Annotated in this window: 15 protein-coding genes; 10 read left to right on the top strand and 5 right to left on the bottom strand. The window is 71.9% G+C overall.

What is annotated here, in order from left to right:
- Positions 1 to 98: 98 nt before the first annotated feature.
- Complete coding sequence (locus ICW24_RS13135) at positions 99 to 1,331, bottom strand: branched-chain amino acid ABC transporter substrate-binding protein (RefSeq protein WP_226346167.1); 1,233 nt, start codon at positions 1,329 to 1,331, stop codon at positions 99 to 101.
- Positions 1,332 to 1,630: 299 nt separating this feature from the next.
- On the opposite strand from ICW24_RS13135, the gene uvrC reads away from it, so the two are divergent.
- The 9 genes from uvrC (at position 1,631) to ICW24_RS13180 (ending at position 11,009) form a co-directional block, all read left to right on the top strand.
- Positions 1,631 to 3,682 (top strand): excinuclease ABC subunit UvrC, encoded by a 2,052-nt coding sequence (gene uvrC, locus ICW24_RS13140; RefSeq protein WP_226346168.1) that lies wholly within the window; start codon positions 1,631 to 1,633, stop codon positions 3,680 to 3,682.
- Positions 3,683 to 3,740: 58 nt separating this feature from the next.
- On the top strand, positions 3,741 to 4,643 hold the full coding sequence (gene rapZ, locus ICW24_RS13145) for an RNase adapter RapZ (RefSeq protein ID WP_226346169.1): 903 nt from the start codon (positions 3,741 to 3,743) through the stop codon (positions 4,641 to 4,643).
- Positions 4,640 to 5,581, top strand: coding sequence for a gluconeogenesis factor YvcK family protein (locus tag ICW24_RS13150; RefSeq protein ID WP_226346170.1), 942 nt, complete (start codon positions 4,640 to 4,642; stop codon positions 5,579 to 5,581). Before rapZ ends, ICW24_RS13150 begins: the two co-directional genes overlap by 4 nt.
- A 115-nt stretch (positions 5,582 to 5,696) precedes the next feature.
- A complete protein-coding gene (gene whiA / locus ICW24_RS13155) occupies positions 5,697 to 6,677 on the top strand; it encodes a DNA-binding protein WhiA (RefSeq protein ID WP_226346171.1) in 981 nt (326 codons plus the stop codon).
- A gap of 334 nt (positions 6,678 to 7,011) precedes the next feature.
- The gene (gene gap / locus ICW24_RS13160; protein WP_226346172.1) at positions 7,012 to 8,013 is read left to right on the top strand and encodes a type I glyceraldehyde-3-phosphate dehydrogenase; all 1,002 of its coding nucleotides are present in this window, start codon (positions 7,012 to 7,014) and stop codon (positions 8,011 to 8,013) included.
- A 117-nt stretch (positions 8,014 to 8,130) separates the two neighbouring features.
- The gene (locus ICW24_RS13165; protein ID WP_226346173.1) at positions 8,131 to 9,339 is read left to right on the top strand and encodes a phosphoglycerate kinase; all 1,209 of its coding nucleotides are present in this window, start codon (positions 8,131 to 8,133) and stop codon (positions 9,337 to 9,339) included.
- 72 nt (positions 9,340 to 9,411) lie between these two features.
- Positions 9,412 to 10,215 carry a triose-phosphate isomerase gene (gene tpiA, locus ICW24_RS13170; protein ID WP_226346174.1) on the top strand — a complete coding sequence of 268 codons (804 nt, stop codon included), beginning with the start codon at positions 9,412 to 9,414 and terminating at the stop codon, positions 10,213 to 10,215.
- A 165-nt stretch (positions 10,216 to 10,380) separates the two neighbouring features.
- The gene (secG, locus tag ICW24_RS13175; RefSeq protein WP_226346175.1) at positions 10,381 to 10,626 is read left to right on the top strand and encodes a preprotein translocase subunit SecG; all 246 of its coding nucleotides are present in this window, start codon (positions 10,381 to 10,383) and stop codon (positions 10,624 to 10,626) included.
- Between the two features lie 35 nt (positions 10,627 to 10,661).
- The gene (locus tag ICW24_RS13180; RefSeq protein ID WP_226346176.1) at positions 10,662 to 11,009 is read left to right on the top strand and encodes an RNA polymerase-binding protein RbpA; all 348 of its coding nucleotides are present in this window, start codon (positions 10,662 to 10,664) and stop codon (positions 11,007 to 11,009) included.
- A 129-nt stretch (positions 11,010 to 11,138) separates the two neighbouring features.
- Here ICW24_RS13180 and ICW24_RS13185 read toward each other — a convergent pair whose 3' ends face one another.
- Genes ICW24_RS13185 through tkt form a run of 4 tightly spaced genes read right to left on the bottom strand, consistent with a single transcriptional unit; the run spans position 11,139 to position 17,165 of the window.
- Positions 11,139 to 12,272 carry a glucose-6-phosphate dehydrogenase assembly protein OpcA gene (locus ICW24_RS13185; RefSeq protein WP_226346177.1) on the bottom strand — a complete coding sequence of 378 codons (1,134 nt, stop codon included), beginning with the start codon at positions 12,270 to 12,272 and terminating at the stop codon, positions 11,139 to 11,141.
- Entirely contained in the window at positions 12,269 to 13,813 is a 1,545-nt protein-coding gene (gene zwf / locus ICW24_RS13190) for a glucose-6-phosphate dehydrogenase (RefSeq protein ID WP_226346178.1), read from the bottom strand. The genes ICW24_RS13185 and zwf overlap by 4 nt, the downstream gene beginning before the upstream one ends.
- Positions 13,810 to 14,928 carry a transaldolase gene (tal, locus tag ICW24_RS13195; RefSeq protein WP_226346179.1) on the bottom strand — a complete coding sequence of 373 codons (1,119 nt, stop codon included), beginning with the start codon at positions 14,926 to 14,928 and terminating at the stop codon, positions 13,810 to 13,812. The genes zwf and tal overlap by 4 nt, the downstream gene beginning before the upstream one ends.
- 2 nt (positions 14,929 to 14,930) lie before the next feature.
- Positions 14,931 to 17,165 (bottom strand): transketolase, encoded by a 2,235-nt coding sequence (tkt, locus tag ICW24_RS13200; protein ID WP_226346180.1) that lies wholly within the window; start codon positions 17,163 to 17,165, stop codon positions 14,931 to 14,933.
- 286 nt (positions 17,166 to 17,451) lie between these two features.
- On the opposite strand from tkt, the gene ICW24_RS13205 reads away from it, so the two are divergent.
- Positions 17,452 to 18,408, top strand: coding sequence for a heme o synthase (locus tag ICW24_RS13205; RefSeq protein WP_226346181.1), 957 nt, complete (start codon positions 17,452 to 17,454; stop codon positions 18,406 to 18,408).
- The last annotated feature ends 68 nt before the right edge of the window (positions 18,409 to 18,476 follow it).

Genomic DNA, 18,476 nt, shown 5'->3' on the forward strand with positions numbered 1-18,476 from the left:
CGCGACGGTGCGATGCGAACTGGGGCTCCGGGCCGGTCGACCCGGACGGACGCAGGCGCCGGGGTGACCCCCGACGCCTGCGTCGTTCGTGAGCGGTCCTACTTGACCTCGCCCGTCTTCTCCGGCGCCCAGGCGCCGGACTTGACCGTGTACACGGTCAGCGTGCGGGTCTTGCTGTCGCCGTACTCGTCGAAGGCGACGTTGCCGGAGACGCCGTCGAGGCTCACCTTGCCGAGCGCGTCGATCGTCGCCTGGCGGGCGCTCTGCGCGTCCTGCGCGCTCGCCAGCGAGGTCTTGAGCGCCTCGATGATCGCCTGCGCGGCGTCGTACGAGTAGGCCCCGTAGGCGCCCGGAGGCTCGGCGTAGCCGGCCGCCTTGTAGGCGTCCTGGAACTCCTTGCCCTTCGCGAGCTCCTCGATCGGGGCGCCCACGGAGGTGGAGAGGTCGCCGTTCGCCTTGGCGCCGCCGGCGAGCGAGATGTACTTCGGGTCGAAGATGCCGTCGCCGCCCATGAGCGGCACGGCGAGGCCGGCGCTCTTCATCTGGTTGGAGAGCGGGCCGGCCTGGGGGAACTCGCCGCCGTAGTACACGGCCTGCGGGCCGGCGCCCTTCACCGCGGTGATGGCGGTCTGGTAGTTCGCGTCGTCGGGGTTGATGGTCGTCGCGGCGACGACCTTGCCGCCCTTGGCGGTGAACTCCTTGGTGAAGGCGTCGACGAGACCCTGCCCGTACGTCTTCTTGTCGTGGATCGTCGCGACGTTCTTGATCCCCTTCTCGAGGAGGTACTGCGCCGCGAAGGGGCCCTGCACGTCGTCCGTCGTACACGTGCGGAAGTAGCCGGGGTAGGTGCGCTTGGGCGCCGTCGCGAACGCGGCGCCCTTCGTCAGGGCCGGGTTCGTGTTCGCCGGCGAGACCTGCGCGATCTTCGCCGTCGACAGGATCGGCTGGACGTTCTGGGCGACGCTCGAGTTGAGGGTGCCGACGACGCCGACGACGTCGGCCTCGCCCGCGAGGGCGGTGGCCGCGTTCGCGCCGGTGTCGGGCTTGGCCTCGTCGTCCTTGGCGTCGAGCTTGAGCGTCCACCCCGGGATCATCTTGTTCTGGTTCGCCTGCTTGATGGCGAGGTCCACGCTGTTCTTGATGCCGAGGCCGAGGGCGGACAGGTCACCGGACAGGGGCGCGATCACGCCGATGGTGGCCGTCTTCTCACCGGAGCCGCCGCCGGAACCGGAGTTCGAGTTCGAGTTGTCACCGCGCGATCCGCAGGCCGACAGCACGAGGGAGGTCGCGAGCACGCTGGCTGCGACGGTGGTCACGGAACGTAGACGCACGGAAGGTCCTCCTCAGGGATGCCGCGCCGGGCACACGCCCGGGCACGACTCGCCGCAGCGAGTGCCAGGAACATAAGCCTCCCGGGCCCCGACCCACCGCCCATCCGGGTTCACGTGTCCAGTTCGTTACCCATTCCCCACCCCGGGGACCTTTGGGCGACGGGTCCGGACCTTTCGGCGACGGGTGCTCCCTGCACGCGGCGGCAGGATCCGGGAAGCAGCGCGGGCGGGGCGGCGTCTCCGGTCGTGTGGCCCTGGGGCCCGACGACCCTGTCGGGGGCGACTCCTAGGCTGGCCCGGTGGCCGATCCAGCGACCTACCGCCCCGCGCCGGGGCAGATCCCCGTCGACCCCGGGGTGTACCGGTTCCGCGACGCCCAAGGGCGGGTCATCTACGTGGGCAAGGCCAAGTCGTTGCGCTCCCGCTTGTCCTCGTACTTCCAGGACCTCTCGGCCCTGCACCCCCGCACCCGGCGGATGGTCACCACGGGCGCCGCCGTCGAGTGGACGGTCGTGTCCACGGAGGTCGAGGCGCTCCAGCTCGAGTACAGCTGGATCAAGGAGTTCGACCCCCGCTTCAACGTCAAGTACCGCGACGACAAGTCCTACCCGTACCTCGCGGTGACGATGGGGGAGGAGTTCCCGCGGGCGCAGGTCATGCGCGGCGCCAAGCGCAAGGGCACCCGCTACTTCGGTCCGTACGCCCACGCGTGGGCGATCCGCGAGACCCTCGACACCCTCCTGCGGGTCTTCCCATTGCGCACGTGCAGTTCGGGGGTGTTCAAGCGCGCGGGGCAGGTGGGCCGGCCCTGCCTGCTCGGGTACATCGACAAGTGCTCGGCGCCGTGCGTCGGCCGCGTCGACGCCGACGAGCATCGCGCCATCGCCGACGACTTCTGCGACTTCATGGCCGGCAACACCGGCCGCTTCGTCAAGCGGCTCGAGCGCCGGATGAAGGAGGCGAGCGCCGAGCTCGACTTCGAGGCCGCGGCCCGCCTCCGGGACGACATCGGGGCTCTGAACAAGGCGCTCGAGAAGTCGGCGGTCGTCTTCACCGACGCGACGGACGCCGACGTGTTCGGCCTCGCCGGCGACGACCTCGAGGCGGCGGTGCAGGTGTTCCACGTCCGTGGCGGCCGCATCCGCGGCCAGCGCGGCTGGGTCCTCGAGCGCGACCAGATCGCCGGCGAGGACGACGGCCTGCTCATCGAGCAGCTCCTGCAGCAGGTGTACGGCACCGAGTCGGCCGAGGGCGTCCCGGCCGAGGTGCTCGTCCCCACGCTCCCGCCCGACGCCGAGTCCTTCGCCGAGTGGCTCGCCGCGGTGCGCACACGCCGCGTCGACCTCCGCGTGCCGCGGCGGGGCGACAAGCGGACCCTCATGGAGACGGTGCAGCGCAACGCCCAGCAGGCCCTCGCGCGCCACAAGGTGGCCCGGGCGGGGGACCTGACCGCTCGCAGCCAGGCGCTCGAGGAGCTGCAGGACGCGCTGGACCTGCCGGAGGCGCCCCTGCGGATCGAGTGCTTCGACGTCTCGCACGTGCAGGGCACGAACGTCGTCGCCTCCATGGTCGTGTTCGAGGACGGGCTGCCCCGCAAGAGCGAGTACCGGCGGTTCATCGTGCGCGGCGACGTCCTCGACGAGGCGGGCCGGGCCCGCACCGACGACGTCGCCGCCATGCGTGAGGTGCTCCTGCGGCGCTTCCGGCGCCACGTGGCCGCCCCCGACCCGGCCGCGGTGCAGACCGACGGTCCCGCCGACCCTCTGCCGGGGGGCGTGGGAGACGTCGCGGCCGAGGGGGAGGACGAGGCCGCCGTCACCGTTCCGTCGGGGATCGACCCGGAGACGGGGCGGCCCAGGCGGTTCGCCTACGCGCCGCAGCTCGTCGTCGTCGACGGGGGCCTGCCCCAGGTGGAGGCCGCCCAGGCCGCCCTCGACTCCCTCGGGGTCGACGACGTGGCCGTCGTCGGGCTCGCGAAGCGGCTCGAGGAGGTGTGGCTGCCGGGCGAGAGCTTCCCCGTCGTCCTGCCGCGCACCAGCGAGGGGCTGTTCCTCCTCCAGCGGCTGCGCGACGAGGCGCACCGGTTCGCCATCACCTTCCACCGGCAGCGACGCTCCAAGGCCATGACGACGAGCGCCCTCGACGACGTGCCGGGCCTCGGGCCGTCGCGACGCGCCGCGCTCCTCGCCCGCTTCGGCTCGGTCAAGGGGGTGCGGGCCGCCACCGTCGCGGAGCTGTGCGAGGTCCCGGGCATCGGTCCGGCGCTCGCCGCGGCGATCCACGCCGCGCTGCACGGCGGCGAGCCCGCCGAACCCGCCGTGAACCTCACCACCGGGGAGGTGCTGGAGTGATCGGGGATACTCGAGGACGAGACACGATCCGGGTCGAGGCGGAACGGCGGAGGCGGACATGACGGTGGACGGGGAACGCGCACCAGGCGGGTCGGCCGACGCCGTCGACGTCGTCATCCTCACCGGGATGAGCGGCGCGGGACGCTCGACCGCGGCGCACGCCATGGAGGACCTCGGCTGGTACGTGGTCGACAACCTGCCCCCGCAGATGCTCCCCGACCTCGTGCGCCTCGTCGACGACACGACGACGGGGGAGGCCCGGCGCCTCGTCGCCGTCGTCGACGCCCGCAGCCGCGACTTCTTCGACCACTTCGAACGAGCGCTGGCGCAGGTCCGGGAGCTCGGCCTCCGCCCCCGGGTCGTGTTCGTCGACGCCAACGACGAGTCGCTCGTGCGCCGGTTCGAGTCGGTGCGCCGGCCGCACCCGCTCCAGGGTGACGGCCGCCTCCTCGACGGCATCCTCGAGGAGCGGCGGATCCTCGCCGACCTGCGCGCCGACGCCGACGTCCTCGTCGACACCTCCGGCCTCAACGTCCACCAGCTCTCGGCCAAGGTCCGCGACGCCATGGGGGCCGAGAGGGCCTCCCGGCTCCGGATCGCCATCGTCTCGTTCGGGTTCAAGTACGGCGTCCCGCTCGACGCCGACCTCGTGTTCGACCTGCGCTTCCTGCCCAACCCGTACTGGGTGCCGGAGCTGCGGCCCTACACCGGCCTGGACGCCCCGGTGGCCGAGTACGTGCTCGCGCGGCCCGAGGCGCGGGAGTTCGTCGAGCGCGTCGTCGACCTCATGGAGCCGATGCTCGCGGGCTACCTGTCCGAGGGCCGCCGCTACATCACGCTCGCCGTGGGGTGCACCGGCGGGAAGCACCGGTCCGTCGCCATCGCGGAGCAGCTCGCGACGCGGCTGCGCGCCCCCGAGATCATGACCCTCCTCTTCCACCGAGACCTGGGGCGCGAGTGATCCGCCCGTCCGTCGTCGCCCTCGGCGGAGGGCACGGCCTGTCGGCCTCCCTCGCCGCGCTGCGCCACGTCACCGACGACCTCACCGCCGTCGTCACCGTCGCCGACGACGGCGGCTCGAGCGGGCGGCTCCGCGACGAGTACGGGGTCCTCCCGCCCGGCGACCTGCGCATGGCACTGGCGGCACTGTGCGACGACTCCGAGTGGGGGCACCTGTGGCGCGACGTGCTCCAACACCGGTTCACCGGTGACGGGCCGCTCGGGGGACACGCGCTGGGCAACCTGCTCATCGTCTCGCTGTGGGAGCTGCTCGGCGACGACCCGTCGGAGGGCCTGGCCATGGTCGGCCGGCTCCTCGGGGCGCGCGGCCGCGTCCTGCCCATGTCGACGGTCCCGCTCGAGATCAGCGCCACCGTGCAGGGCCTCGACCCCGCCCGCCCCGAGGCCGAGGCGCTCGTGAGGGGCCAGGCCAGCGTCGCGACGACGACCGGCCACGTGCGGCGGATCGCGCTCGAGCCGGGCGACCCGCCCGCCTCCGATCTCGCGGTCCGCGCGGTGGGCGAGGCCGAGTGGGTCGTCCTCGGACCGGGGTCCTGGTTCACCTCCGTCCTGCCGCACCTGCTGGTTCCCGACCTCGCCCACGCAATCCGCACCACGGAGGCGCGGCGGTTGCTCACCCTCAACCTCGAGCTCGACACGGGCGAGACGAACGGGTACACGGCCGCCGCCCACCTCGACGTCCTCGCCCAGCACGCGCCCGGCCTGACGTTCGACGTCGTCCTCGCCGACCCCAGCGTCGTGGACGACGAGTCGGCGCTGCGCGGCGCCGTGGACCGCCTCGGCGCCCGCCTCGTCGTCGCGCCCGTCGCCCGGCACGACCACCCGGGCGTTCACGACGTGCTGCGTCTCGCCGCGGCCTACCGAGACCTCTTCGACTGACCGCTCGGTTCGCTGAATTGGACTGTCGTCCAACGGTATTCACGACTTTCATCCGGGTTCTCCGTCGGTCGGGCCCACCCGGAGGGTGCTTGACCACCCTGGCAGGATGGCCCCCATGGCCATGACCGCGAAGGTGAAGGACGAGCTCGCTCGCCACACGGTGACCAAGCCCTGCTGCCGCAAGGCGGAGGTGTCCGCGACCCTCCGCTTCGCCGGCGGGCTGCACATCGTCTCCGGCCGCGTCGTCGTCGAGGCCGAGCTCGACACCGCTGCGGCGGCCCGGCGCCTCCGTCACAACCTCGCCGAGATGTACGGCGTCCAGGCCGAGGTCGTCGTCGTCTCCGCCGGCGGTCTGCGTCGCGGAAGCCACTACGTCGTGCGCGTGGTCGAGGACGGCGAGGCCCTCGCGCGGCAGACCGGGCTCATCGACCTGCGGGGTCGCCCCGTGCGGGGGCTGCCGCCGCGGGTCGTCAACGGCGCCGTGTGCGACGCGGAGGCGGCGTGGCGGGGCGCGTTCCTTGCCCACGGTTCGCTCACCGAGCCCGGCCGCTCCTCGTCGATGGAGCTGACGAGCCCGGGTCCGGAGGCGGCGCTCGCGATGGTGGGGGCGGCCCGCCGGATGGAGCTGCACGCGAAGGCGCGGGAGGTGCGCGGCGTCGACCGCGTCGTCCTCCGGGACGGGGACGCCATCGGCGCCATGCTCACGCGGCTCGGCGCCCACGACGCCGTCCTCGCCTGGGAGGAGCGCCGGGTGCGCCGGGAGGTCCGCGCGACCGCGAACCGGCTCGCGAACTTCGACGACGCGAACCTGCGCCGGTCCGCCCGCGCCGCGGTCTCCGCCGGCGCCCGCGTCGAGCGCGCCCTCGAGATCCTCGGCGACGACGTGCCCGAACATTTGCGCACGGCGGGCGCTCTGCGGCTCGAGCACCGGCAGGCGAGCCTCGAGGAGCTGGGCACCCTGGCGCAGCCGCCGATGACGAAGGACGCCGTCGCCGGGCGCATCCGCCGCCTCCTCGCGATGGCCGACAAGAGGGCCTCCGACCTGGGCATTCCCTCGACCGAGGCTGTCCTCAGCGAAGAGATGCTCGACGCCTGATCGCCTCCCGCCGGCGCCGGAGGGGCGTGGCGCGGACCCGGGGCGACCCGGTCCTCGGCCCCACGACCGGCCCCGGGCCGCGACCCCGCGACCAGGGACCCCTGTCCCTACTGCGCGCCGGGGCGCCTCCGATAGGGTCGAGTCGTGGACCGGCCGACCGGTCCGGTCGAGCCCGGTGGGCGCGTGACGAGGTCACGCCGCCGGGTCCGGCGCGGAGCGGTCGGCGAAGCACCGGTTCCGTGGAACCGACCCGGGTCCCGCGGGCCGGTACGACCGGCAGCACCGGAACCACCCGAAGGCCAAACCCCAAATCCACTACCAGGAGGGTCAACTCGTGACCGTACGTGTGGGAATCAACGGCTTCGGCCGCATCGGCCGCAACTTCTTCCGCGCCGTCGTGGCGTCGGGGGCGGACGTCGAGATCGTCGCCGTCAACGACCTCATGGACAACAAGACGCTGGCGCACCTGCTCAAGTACGACTCGATCCTCGGCCGTTTCGACGGAGACGTGACGTACGACGAGAAGTCGATCACCGCGGGCGGCAAGACGTTCCGCGTCTTCGAGGAGAAGGACCCGGCCCAGATCGACTGGAAGGGCGTCGGAGCCGACGTCATCGTCGAGTCGACCGGCTTCTTCACCGACGCGACCAAGGCGAAGGCGCACATCGACGGCGGCGCGAAGAAGGTCATCATCTCCGCCCCCGCGAAGAACGAGGACCTCACCGTCGTCATGGGCGTCAACGACGACCTGTACGACGGCAGCCAGACGATCATCTCGAACGCCTCGTGCACGACGAACTGCCTCGCGCCGATGGCGAAGGCGCTCAACGACGACCTCGGCATCGTCAAGGGCCTCATGACGACGATCCACGCGTACACGCAGGACCAGAACCTGCAGGACGCGCCGCACAAGGACCTCCGTCGCGCCCGCGCCGCCGCGCTCAACATCGTCCCGACGAGCACGGGCGCCGCGAAGGCCGTCGCCCTCGTGCTGCCCGAGCTCAAGGGCAAGCTCGACGGCTACGCGCTGCGCGTGCCGGTGCCCACCGGTTCGGCCACCGACCTCACCTTCGAGGCCGGCCGCGAGACCTCCGTCGAGGAGGTCAACGCGATCGTCAAGAAGGCGGCCGAGGGCCCCATGAAGGGCAAGCTCGTCTACACCGAGGACCCGATCGTGTCCAAGGACATCGAGACCGACCCGGCGTCCTGCATCTTCGACGCGGGCCTGACCAAGGTCATCGGCAACCAGGTCAAGGTCGTCGGCTGGTACGACAACGAGTGGGGTTACTCCAACCGCCTCGTCGACCTCGTCGAGCTCGTCGGCTCCAAGCTCTGAGCGTGACCGGATGAGCGGCGTGCGCCGGGCGACCCCGACCGGGGCGCCCGGCGCACGTCCGTCGTGGGGCCTCCGACCGTAGCCCCGTCCCCGACCCGACAAGGAGTGAACCGCCCCATGCAGACCACGGAAGACCTGCTCGCCGGCGAGGTGCGCGGCACGCGCGTCCTCGTCCGCTGCGACCTGAACGTCCCCCTCGACGACAACCGCACGATCACGGACGACGGGCGCATCCGCGCGTCGGTGCCGACGCTCAAGGCGCTCTCCGACGCCGGCGCCAAGGTCGTCGTCGTCGCCCACCTCGGCCGCCCCAAGGGCGCGCCGGAGGCCAAGTACTCCCTCGAGCCGGTCGTCGGGCGCCTGAGCGAGCTGCTCGGCCGCGACGTCGCGTTCGCGACCGACACGGTGGGGGAGTCGGCGCGTGAAGTCGTCGACGGCCTCGGGGACGGCGGCGTCGCCGTCTTGGAGAACCTCCGCTTCAACCCCGGTGAGACGAGCAAGGACGAGGCCGAGCGCGGCGCCTTCGCCGACGAGCTCGCCGCCCTCGCCGACGCGTTCGTCTCCGACGGCTTCGGCGTCGTGCACCGCAAGCAGGCGAGCGTCTACGACGTCGCGACGCGCCTGCCGCACTACGCGGGCGGTCTCGTCACGTCCGAGGTTGAGGTCCTGCGCCGGCTGACCGAGGACCCGCAGCGTCCGTACGCGGTCGTCCTCGGCGGCGCCAAGGTCAGCGACAAGCTCGGCGTCATCGCGAACCTGCTCGGCACGGCCGACCGCCTCCTCATCGGCGGCGGCATGGTCTTCACGTTCCTCGCGGCCCAGGGCCACGAGGTGGGCAAGAGCCTCCTCGAGGCCGGCCAGATCGACACCGTCAAGGGATACCTACAGGACGCGAAGGCCAAGGGCGTCGAGATCGTGCTCCCGACCGACGTCGTCGTCGCAACCGCCTTCTCGGCCGACGCCGACCACGAGGTCGTCGCGGTCGACGCCATCCCCGCCGACCGGATGGGGCTCGACATCGGCCCGGAGTCCGCGAAGCTGTTCGCCGAGAAGCTCGCGGACTGCCGGACGATCTTCTGGAACGGGCCCATGGGCGCCTTCGAGATGGCCCCGTTCGCCGACGGGACGAAGACGGTGGCGAAGGCGCTCGTCGACGCGACGTCGGCCGGCGCACTCACCGTCATCGGCGGCGGCGACTCCGCGGCGGCCGTTCGGCAGCTCGGGTTCTCCGACGACGACTTCGGTCACATCTCCACCGGCGGTGGCGCCAGCCTCGAGTACCTCGAGGGCAAGACGCTCCCCGGCATCGACGTCCTCTCCGACTGACCGCGGTGGGGGCCGGGCCGCGCGCGACGCGGTCCGGGCCCCCGCCGGGCCGGTCCACCGAAAGGGATCACCATGGTTTCGAACACCACCGGTCGCACGCCGCTCATGGCGGGCAACTGGAAGATGAACCTCGACCACGTCGCGGCGACGCACCTCGTGCAGAAGCTCGACTGGACCCTGCGCGACGCGAAGCACGACTTCAGCGCGGTCGAGGTGGCGGTCTTCCCGCCGTTCACCGACATCCGCACGGTGCAGACCCTCGTCGACGGCGACAAGCTCCAGCTCGTCCACGGCGCCCAGGACCTCTCGCCGCACGACGAGGGCGCCTACACCGGCGACGTCTCCGGCGCCTTCCTCGCGAAGCTCGGGTGCACGTACGTCCTCGTGGGCCACAGCGAGCGCCGCGAGGGCCACGGCGAGGACGACGAGCTGCTCAACGCGAAGGTCAAGGCCGCCTACCGCCACGGGTTGACGCCCGTGCTCTGCTGCGGCGAGGGCCTGGACGTCCGCAAGGCCGGGGGGCAGGTCGAGCACGTGCTGGCCCAGCTCCGCGCCGACCTCGCGGGCGTGCCCGCCGAGCAGGCGGCCTCCGTCGTCATCGCCTACGAGCCCGTCTGGGCCATCGGCACCGGCGAGGTCGCCACCCCCGACGACGCCCAGGAGGTGTGCGCGGCGATCCGCGGCCTTCTCGCCGAGCTCTACGACGCGGACGTCGCGAACGGTGTGCGCATCCTCTACGGCGGCTCCGTGAAGCCGTCGAACGTGGCCGACCTCATGACGCGGCCCGACGTCGACGGTGCGCTCGTCGGCGGGGCGTCGCTCAAGCCGGAGGACTTCGCCGGCATCGTCCGCTTCCGCGATCACCACGCGGGCTGAGCGGATCGCCGGCGCGACCCGGCGAGGACTGCGTGACCGCGGCGCCGCCACCTCCGGGGGCGGCGCCGCGGCGCGTCCCCGGTCAGGGGTTACCCTGGGACGTCGGTGCTTCCGCCCCGGCCGCCCGACCCACCGGCCCCGATCGACGCAAAGCGAGTGCATCCCGTGGACATCCTCAAGATCGCCCTGGACGCCGTCCTCGTCATCACCGGGCTCTTCCTGACGCTCCTCATCCTCATGCACAAGGGGCAGGGCGGCGGCATGAGCGAGATGTTCGGCGGATCCATGTCGAGCACCATGGGCGGTTCGTCCGTGGCGCAGCGTAATCTCGACCGCATCACCATCACCGTGGCGCTCGTGTGGGTGGCGTGCATCGTCGGACACGGGCTGCTCATCCGTTTCGCCGGCTGACGTCCTCGCCACCGGCACTCCGAGAGGACTTCGACGTGGCCGGTTCCCATCTCATCCGCGGTTCCCGGGTCGGCGCCGGCCCCCTGGGCGAGGCCGAGCGAGGCACGACCGCCCCGCGGGTCGTCGTCGCCTACTGGTGCGAGCGGGGCCACCGCACGGCCGTCGCGTTCGCCGACGAGCAGGGCGTCGAGCATCCTCCCGTGTGGGACTGCACCCGTTGCGGCCTGCCCGCCGGCCCCGATCGCGACGCGCCCCCGGAGGCCGCGCGCACCGAGCCGTACAAGACCCACTTCGCCTACGTCCAGGAGCGTCGCAGCCCGGCCGAGGGCGAGCAGCTCCTCGGGGAGGCCCTCGCCGCGCTGCGAGCGCGACGCGGCGGCTGAACCGTCCCTGAGCGGTCCGCCCCGGCGGGAGCACGCAGGCGTCAGGCAGCAGCGGGCGCAACACGAACGGGCGGAGGATCCCCGCCAGGGATCCTCCGCCCGTTCGGTGTTCCCGGGGCCGGTGGGTCGCTAGCCCTCCCGGTCCTCGCGGACCTCCTCGAGGCGTTCCTCGGCCAGCTCGTGGACCCCCTCGGACGTCGCGTCGTCGGCCGGGGTCTCCCGCGTGACCATCGTGGCGCTGCCGCGCGAGCCCATCGCGCGACGGACCTGTTCGGACGCCCGACGCGCCTCGTCGACGGAGGGGGCGAGCCCCTTCGCCGCGGCGTCACCCGCCGTCATCGACCGCTTCGGCGACAAGAGCGCGAGCCCCGTGATGAGGCTGCGCTCGTACACCTCGTCGGGATCGAGCCGGGCGAGCTCGTCGGCGAGGCACTCGGCGTCCTGGCGGCGCGGGAGGGCCAGCCGGCGGACCTGCTGGCCGGGCATCGCGAAGGTCGCGATGTTCTCTTCCGGGCGGACCAGGTCGATCGGCCCCGACTCGCGTTCGAGCCGCACGCTGACGATGCCCGTGCCCGCGGGCGTGCGCGCCCGGGTGACGGGCACGTCGAGGTAGGCGCCGAGCCAGCCGGCCAGTAGATCGGTGGCGGCCGAGTCGAGGCCACCCGCGACGGTGACCGCGGTGACCGACTGGAACGGCGGCTGGTCGAGGGCCGCGGCGAGCAGGCCGCGCCACTTCGTGGTGCGGGTCCACGTGAGGTCCGTGTCGCCGTCGGCGTAGGACTTGGCGCGGCCCGCGATCGTCTTGATCGGGTTCGGGCTGTGCTCCGCATCCGTGATGCGCCGCTGCGCCAGTACCCCCACCGGGTCGCTCGCGACATCCTTCGGTGCCTCGTTCGGCCACCAGGCCACGACGGGGGAGTCGGCGAGCAGCAACGGCAGGGCGACGGAGGCCCCGTGGCGCGTCAGCTCGCCGTACAGGCGCATGACGACGATCTCGCTCGCCCCCGCGTCGCCGCCCACCCGGATCTGCGCGTCGATCCGGTCGGCGCCGCGCCGGTTGCCCGTGACGAGCATGACGATCCGGCTGGGGTGCTGCCGCGTGGCGGCGCTCGCGACGTCGAGCGCCGAGCCCACGTGCGCCTCGTCGACGACGGCGACGAGGGTCAGGACGCGACCCAGCGCCATCGCGCCGACGTCGTCGCGCAGGGCGACGAGTTTCTTGGACACCGCGCGAACGCTGGTGTCGGGCAGGTCGACGATCACGGCATCCTCCACTGGCGTCCGTCGCGGGCGAGCATGTCGTCGGCGCACTCCGGACCCCAGCCGCCGGCCGGGTAGTCCTGCGGCGCCGTGGCCTGGCGGGCCCACGCCCGGGTGACCGGGTCGAGGATCTGCCAGGACAGCTCCACCTCTTCGTGGCGCGGGAACAGCGGCGGGTCGCCGAGGAGGACGTCGAGGATGAGTCGCTCGTACGCCTCGGGGCTCGACTCCGTGAACGCCCGGCCGTAGCCGAAGTCCATCGTCACGTCGCGGACCTCGAGGGCCGCGCCGGGCACCTTGGCGCCGAAGCGCATGGTCACGCCCTCGTCGGGCTGCACCCGGATGACGATGGCGTTGGCGCCGAGCTCCTCGGTGGCGGTGTCGCTGAAGGGCAGGTGTGGGGCCTGCTTGAAGACGACCGCGATCTCCGTCACCCGCTTGGCGAGCCGCTTGCCGGTGCGGAGGTAGAACGGGACCCCGGCCCAGCGGCGGGTCTCGACCTCGAGCTTGAGGGCCGCGTAGGTCTCCGTCGTCGAGTCGGCGGGCACCCCCGACTCGTCGAGGTAGCCCTCTACCTTCTCGCCGCCCTGCCACCCGGCGGAGTACCGGCCGCGTGCCGTGGCCTCGGCCACGGAGCCGCCGAGCCGGACCGCCGAGAGGACCTTCTCCTTCTCGGCCCGGAGGTTGGTCGCGTCGAAGGCGACCGGCTCCTCCATGGCCGTGAGGGCGAGGAGCTGCAGGAGGTGGTTCTGGATGACGTCGCGGGCGGCGCCGATGCCGTCGTAGTACCCCGCGCGACCCCCGATGCCGATGTCCTCGGCCATGGTGATCTGCACGTGGTCGACGTAGTTCGCGTTCCACAGGGGCTCGTACATGGTGTTCGCGAACCGCAGGGCGAGCAGGTTCTGCACCGTCTCCTTGCCCAGGTAGTGGTCGATGCGGAACACCGAGTCCGGGGGGAAGACGCTCTCGACCACGTCGTTGAGCTCGCGGGCCGACTCGAGGTCGTGCCCGAACGGCTTCTCGATGACGACGCGTCGCCACGCGTCGCCCTCCGAGCGCGTCAGGCCGCTGCGTTCCAGCTGGCGGCAGACGAGCGCGAAGGACCCGGGCGGGATCGAGAGGTAGAAGGCGTGGTTGCCCCCGGTGCCCCGCTCCTCGTCGAGCGAGCGCACCGTTTCGGCGAGCAGGTCGAACGCGTCGTCGTCGTCGAAGGCTCCGGGCACGAAACGCAGGCCCTCGGCGAGCTGGCGCCACACCTCCTCCCGGAACGGGGTCCGGGCGTGCTCGCGGATCGAGTCGTACACGATCTTGCTGAAGTCCTGGTCCGCCCACTCGCGGCGGGCGAAGCCGACGAGGGAGAAACCGGACGGCAACAGGCCGCGGTTGGCCAGGTCGTAGATGGCCGGCATGAGCTTCTTCCGGGCGAGGTCGCCGGTGACCCCGAACATGACCATTCCGCACGGCCCCGCGATCCGCGGGAGACGCTTGTCCCGCGGATCGCGAAGCGGATTGTGCGTCGCGCTCACCCGTGCGGGGCTCACGCGGTAGCAGCCTTGGAGAGCTCGCCCTGAACGGTCTCGAGCAGCTCGGCCCAGGACTTGTCGAACTTGTCGAGCCCGTCCTTCTCGAGGAACTCGACGACGTCGCCGTAGGAGACGCCGACGCGCTCGAGGTCGTCGAGCACGGCCTTGGCCGACTCGTACTCGCCCGTGACCGCGTCGCCGCGCACCTGGCCGTGGTCGGCCACCGCGTCGAGCGTCTTGCCCGGCATCGTGTTGACCGTGTTCGGCGCGACGAGGTCGACGACGTACATCGTGTCGGGGTAGTCGGGGTTCTTCACCCCGGTGGAGGCCCACAGCGGACGCTGCTTGTGCGCGCCGTCGTCCGCGAGGTTGGCCCAGCGCGGGGTCGAGAAGACCTCCTCGTACGCCTGGTAGGCGAGGCGCGCGTTGGCGACGCCGGCCTTGCCGCGCAGCTCGAGGGCCTCGGGGGTGCCGATCTTCTCCAGACGCTTGTCGATCTCGCCGTCCACGCGGGAGACGAAGAACGACGCGACCGAGTGGATCGTGCTCAGGTCGACGCCCTTCTCGCGAGCCTGCTCGAGGCCGGTGAGGTAGGCGTTCATGACGCCCCGGTAGCGGTCGAGGCTGAAGATGAGGGTGACGTTGACGTTGATGCCCTCGGAGATCGCCTCCGCGATGGCCGGCAGACCCTCGACGGTCGCGGGGATCTTGATCATGACGTTGGGGCGGTCCACCGTGGTCCACAGCTTCTTGGCCATGTCGGCCGTGGCCGCGGTGTCCTTGGCCATGCGGGGGTCGACCTCGATCGAGACCCGCCCGTCCGCACCGTCGGTGCGGTCGAAGACCGGCCGCAGGACGTCGCACGCGTTGCGGACGTCCTCGGTGGTGATGGCGAAGACGGCCTCCTCGACGTCGGCACCGCCCTTCGCGAGCTCGGCCACCTGGTCGTTGTAGGCCTCGCCCTCGGAGAGCGCCGTCGCGAAGATCGTCGGGTTGGTCGTCACGCCGACGACGCCCTTCTCGTCGAGCAGCGACTGCAGCTTGCCCTCGGTGATCATCGGGCGGTTGAGATCGTCGAGCCAGACGGAGACGCCGGCCTCGGCCAGGGCGTCGAGATTCGGGTTGGCGGCCATGTTCAGTTCCCTTCTTCGAAGGAGGCGGTTCCGGCCGTCGGGCCGTCCCCACCGGGCACGGACTCGCCGGCGGCTGCGGCGAGTGACTTCTTGGCCTCGGCGACGACGTTGTCGGGGGTGAAGCCGAACTCCTCGAACAGCTTCTTGCCGTCGGCGGACGCGCCGAAGTGGTCGATCGAGACCATCTTCCCGGCGTCGCCGACGATGTCGCGCCAGCACATGGGCACGCCGGCCTCGACGCTGACGCGGGCCTTGACGGCCTTGGGGAGCACCCGCTCCTGGTACGCGTCGTCCTGCTCCGCGAACCACTCCATGCACGGCATGGAGACGACGCGGGCGGCGGTCCCCTCGGACTCGAGCGTCTTCGCGGCCTCGACGGCGATCGACACCTCCGAGCCGGTGGCCACGAGGATGACGTCGGGGGTCGGCTTCGAGCCCTCGACGAGCACGTACGCGCCCTTGTCGACCCCCTCGACCGCTCCCATCTCGGTGCGGTCGAAGACGGGCAGGGCCTGACGGCTCAGCGCCATCCCCGTCGGGCGTCCGTGGCGGGACAGGATCGACTTCCACGCCTGGGCGGTCTCGTTGGCGTCGGCCGGGCGGACGACGTCGAGGCCCGGGATCGCGCGCAGGGAGGCGAGCTGCTCGATGGGCTGGTGCGTGGGGCCGTCCTCGCCGAGGCCGATGGAGTCGTGCGTCCACACGTAGATGGCGTCGCACTCCTGGATCGCGCCGAGGCGCACCGCGGGGCGCATGTAGTCGGAGAAGACGAGGAACGTGCCGCCGTAGGGCCGCGTCAGCCCCTCGAGGGCGATGCCGTTGACGATCATGCCCATGGCGTTCTCGCGGACGCCGAAGTGCAGCGTGCGCCCGTAGGGGTTGCCCTGCCACTCGCTCGTCTGCCGCTCGGCGGGGATGAAGCTCGGCTGGCCGCCCATCGTCGTGTTGTTCGACTCCGCGAGGTCGGCCGAGCCGCCCCACAGCTCGGGCATGACGTCGGCGAGGGCGGTGAGCACCTTGCCGCTCGCGGCACGGGTCGCGATGCCCTTGGGGTCGGCGTCCCAGGTGGGGAAGGCCTCGTCGAAGCCCTCGGGCAGGCCGTGGTCGCGGACGCGGGCGAGCAGCTTGCTCTGCTGCGGGTTCGCCTTCTCCCAGGCCGCGAACTTCTGGTCCCACGCGGCGCGGGCCGTCGCGCTCTTCTCGCGGCGGCTGTCGCGCACGTGGGTGATGACGTCGTCGGCGACCTCGAAGTTCTTCTCGGGGTCGAAGCCGATGAGCTCCTTCATGGCCTTGATCTCGTCGTCGCCGAGCGCGGAGCCGTGGGCCTTGCCGGTGCCCTGCTTCTTCGGGGAGGGCCACGCGATGACGGTGCGCACCATGATGAGGGTCGGCTTGTCGGTGACCTTCTTGCCCTCCTCGATCGCGGCGAAGAGCGCGTCGACGTCCTCGACGTAGTCCTCGTCGCGGACGCCGTGCTTCGTGCGCCACTCGACGACGCGCACGTCCCAGCCGTAGGCCTCGTAGCGCTTCGCGACGTCCTCGCTGAACGAGACGTCGGTGTCGTCCTCGATGGAGATCTGGTTCTGGTCGTAGAACATCGTCACGTTGCCGAGGTTCTGCGTGCCGGCCAGCGAGCTCGCCTCGCTCGCGACGCCCTCCATCATGCAGCCGTCGCCGGCGATGATGTAGACGTGGTGGTCGAAGACGGACTCGCCGCGGGCGGCGTCGGGGTCGAACATGCCGCGCTGGCGGCGCTGGGCCATCGCCATGCCGATGCCGGTCGCGACGCCCGAGCCGAGCGGGCCCGTCGTCAGGTCGACGCCCTCGGTGTGGTGCACCTCCGGGTGGCCGGGGGTCTTGCTGCCGAACGTGCGCAGCGACTCGATGTCGGACTTCTCGAGGAGGCCGTCGAAGTAGAGCTGGATGTACTGGGTCAGGCTCGAGTGGCCCGCCGAGAGGACGAACCGGTCACGGCCGAGCCAGTGCGGGTCCTGGACGTCGTGATCGATGACGTTCTGGTAGAGCAGGTAGGCCAGGGGCGCGAGGCTGATCGCGGTGCCGGGGTGGCCGTTGCCGGTCTTCTGGACGGCGTCGGCCGCGAGGACGCGGACCGTGTCGACGGCGCGGACGTCGAGATCGGTCCAACCGACCTGGTCGGCCTTCGGCGCGGTGACGGAACGCCGGCGTGCGCCCTGCGATGCCTTCGTGCTGGGGGACGTGTCTGACACGCTGGTCACGACTCCTTCTCGCTGTGCGGGCCCGCGCCCGACCGGGCGCGACCTGGACGAAGCTGAATGGACGTGCGGGCCGCGCGATCGTCGCGCGGCATGATCCGCGTCACACCCAGAACTCTCACTTCGAGCCTAACGCGTGGTCGAGGCGTCGCGAGCTGGGGCCGCCCCCGTTTCGGCGCCTCCGCCCCGTAGACTGCGGGTGGGAGCGTCGGCCGGTCACCAGCGACGCCGGGCCTCCCGCCGTCGGCGACGCCGACGACCGCTGGACGAGAACCCCGCAAAGGACATCGTGACTGCACTCCACCCCCGCCGGACGAGCGCGCCCGAGCTCGACGCGTCGGCCCGGTCGGCGACGCTCGCGGACTACGTCTCGCTCACCAAGCCGCGGATCATCGAGTTGCTCCTCGTCACGACCTTCCCGGTCATGTTTCTCGCGCAGCGCGGGGTCCCGCCGGTGGGGCTCATCCTCGCCACCCTCGTCGGGGGCACCCTGTCGGCGGCGAGCGCCAACACGCTCAACTGCTACCTCGACCGCGACATCGACCGGCTCATGCACCGGACGGAGAACCGTCCCCTCGCCACCGGGGTCATCTCCCCGGGGCGCGCCCTCGCGTTCGGGATCGTGCTCGGCGTCGCGTCGGTGCTCCTGCTGGGGTTCGCCGTCAACTGGCTCTCCGCGGGCCTGTCGCTCGGGGCGATCTTCCTCTACGTCGTCTTCTACACGATGGTCCTCAAGCGTCGGACCTCCCAGAACATCGTCTGGGGTGGGATCGCCGGCTGCTTCCCCGTGCTCATCGGCTGGTCGGCCGTGACGAACCGGCTCGACTGGGCCGCCGTCGTCCTCTTCCTCGTCGTCTTCCTGTGGACGCCGCCGCACTACTGGCCGCTGTCGATGCGGTTCAAGGACGACTACGCCGCTGCCGGCGTCCCGATGCTGCCCGTCGTCGCGCAGGACGTGACCGTGGCGCGCCAGGTGGTCGCGTACGCGTGGGCGACCGTGGTGGTCTCGCTCGCCCTCGTGCCCGTCGCCGACATGGGGTGGATCTACCTCGTCGCGGCGCTCGTCTCGGGCGCGGTCTTCCTCCTCGAGGCGCACCGGCTCCTGCGCCGTGCCTGCGCCCCCGAGAACACCACGCTGGCCTCGCTGCGGCCCATGCGGTTGTTCCACTACTCGATCAGCTACCTGACGCTGCTGTTCGTGGCCGTCGCGCTCGACCCGCTGCTGCACCTGCCGCTGCCCTTCTGAGCCCACCCCGTCCCGGGCTGGTCCCGGCCGGCCGGACACGACGACGGCCTCCCCGGATACCCGGGGAG

This window comes from Agilicoccus flavus (assembly GCF_014857905.1).
Lineage (GTDB): Bacteria > Actinomycetota > Actinomycetes > Actinomycetales > Dermatophilaceae > Agilicoccus > Agilicoccus flavus.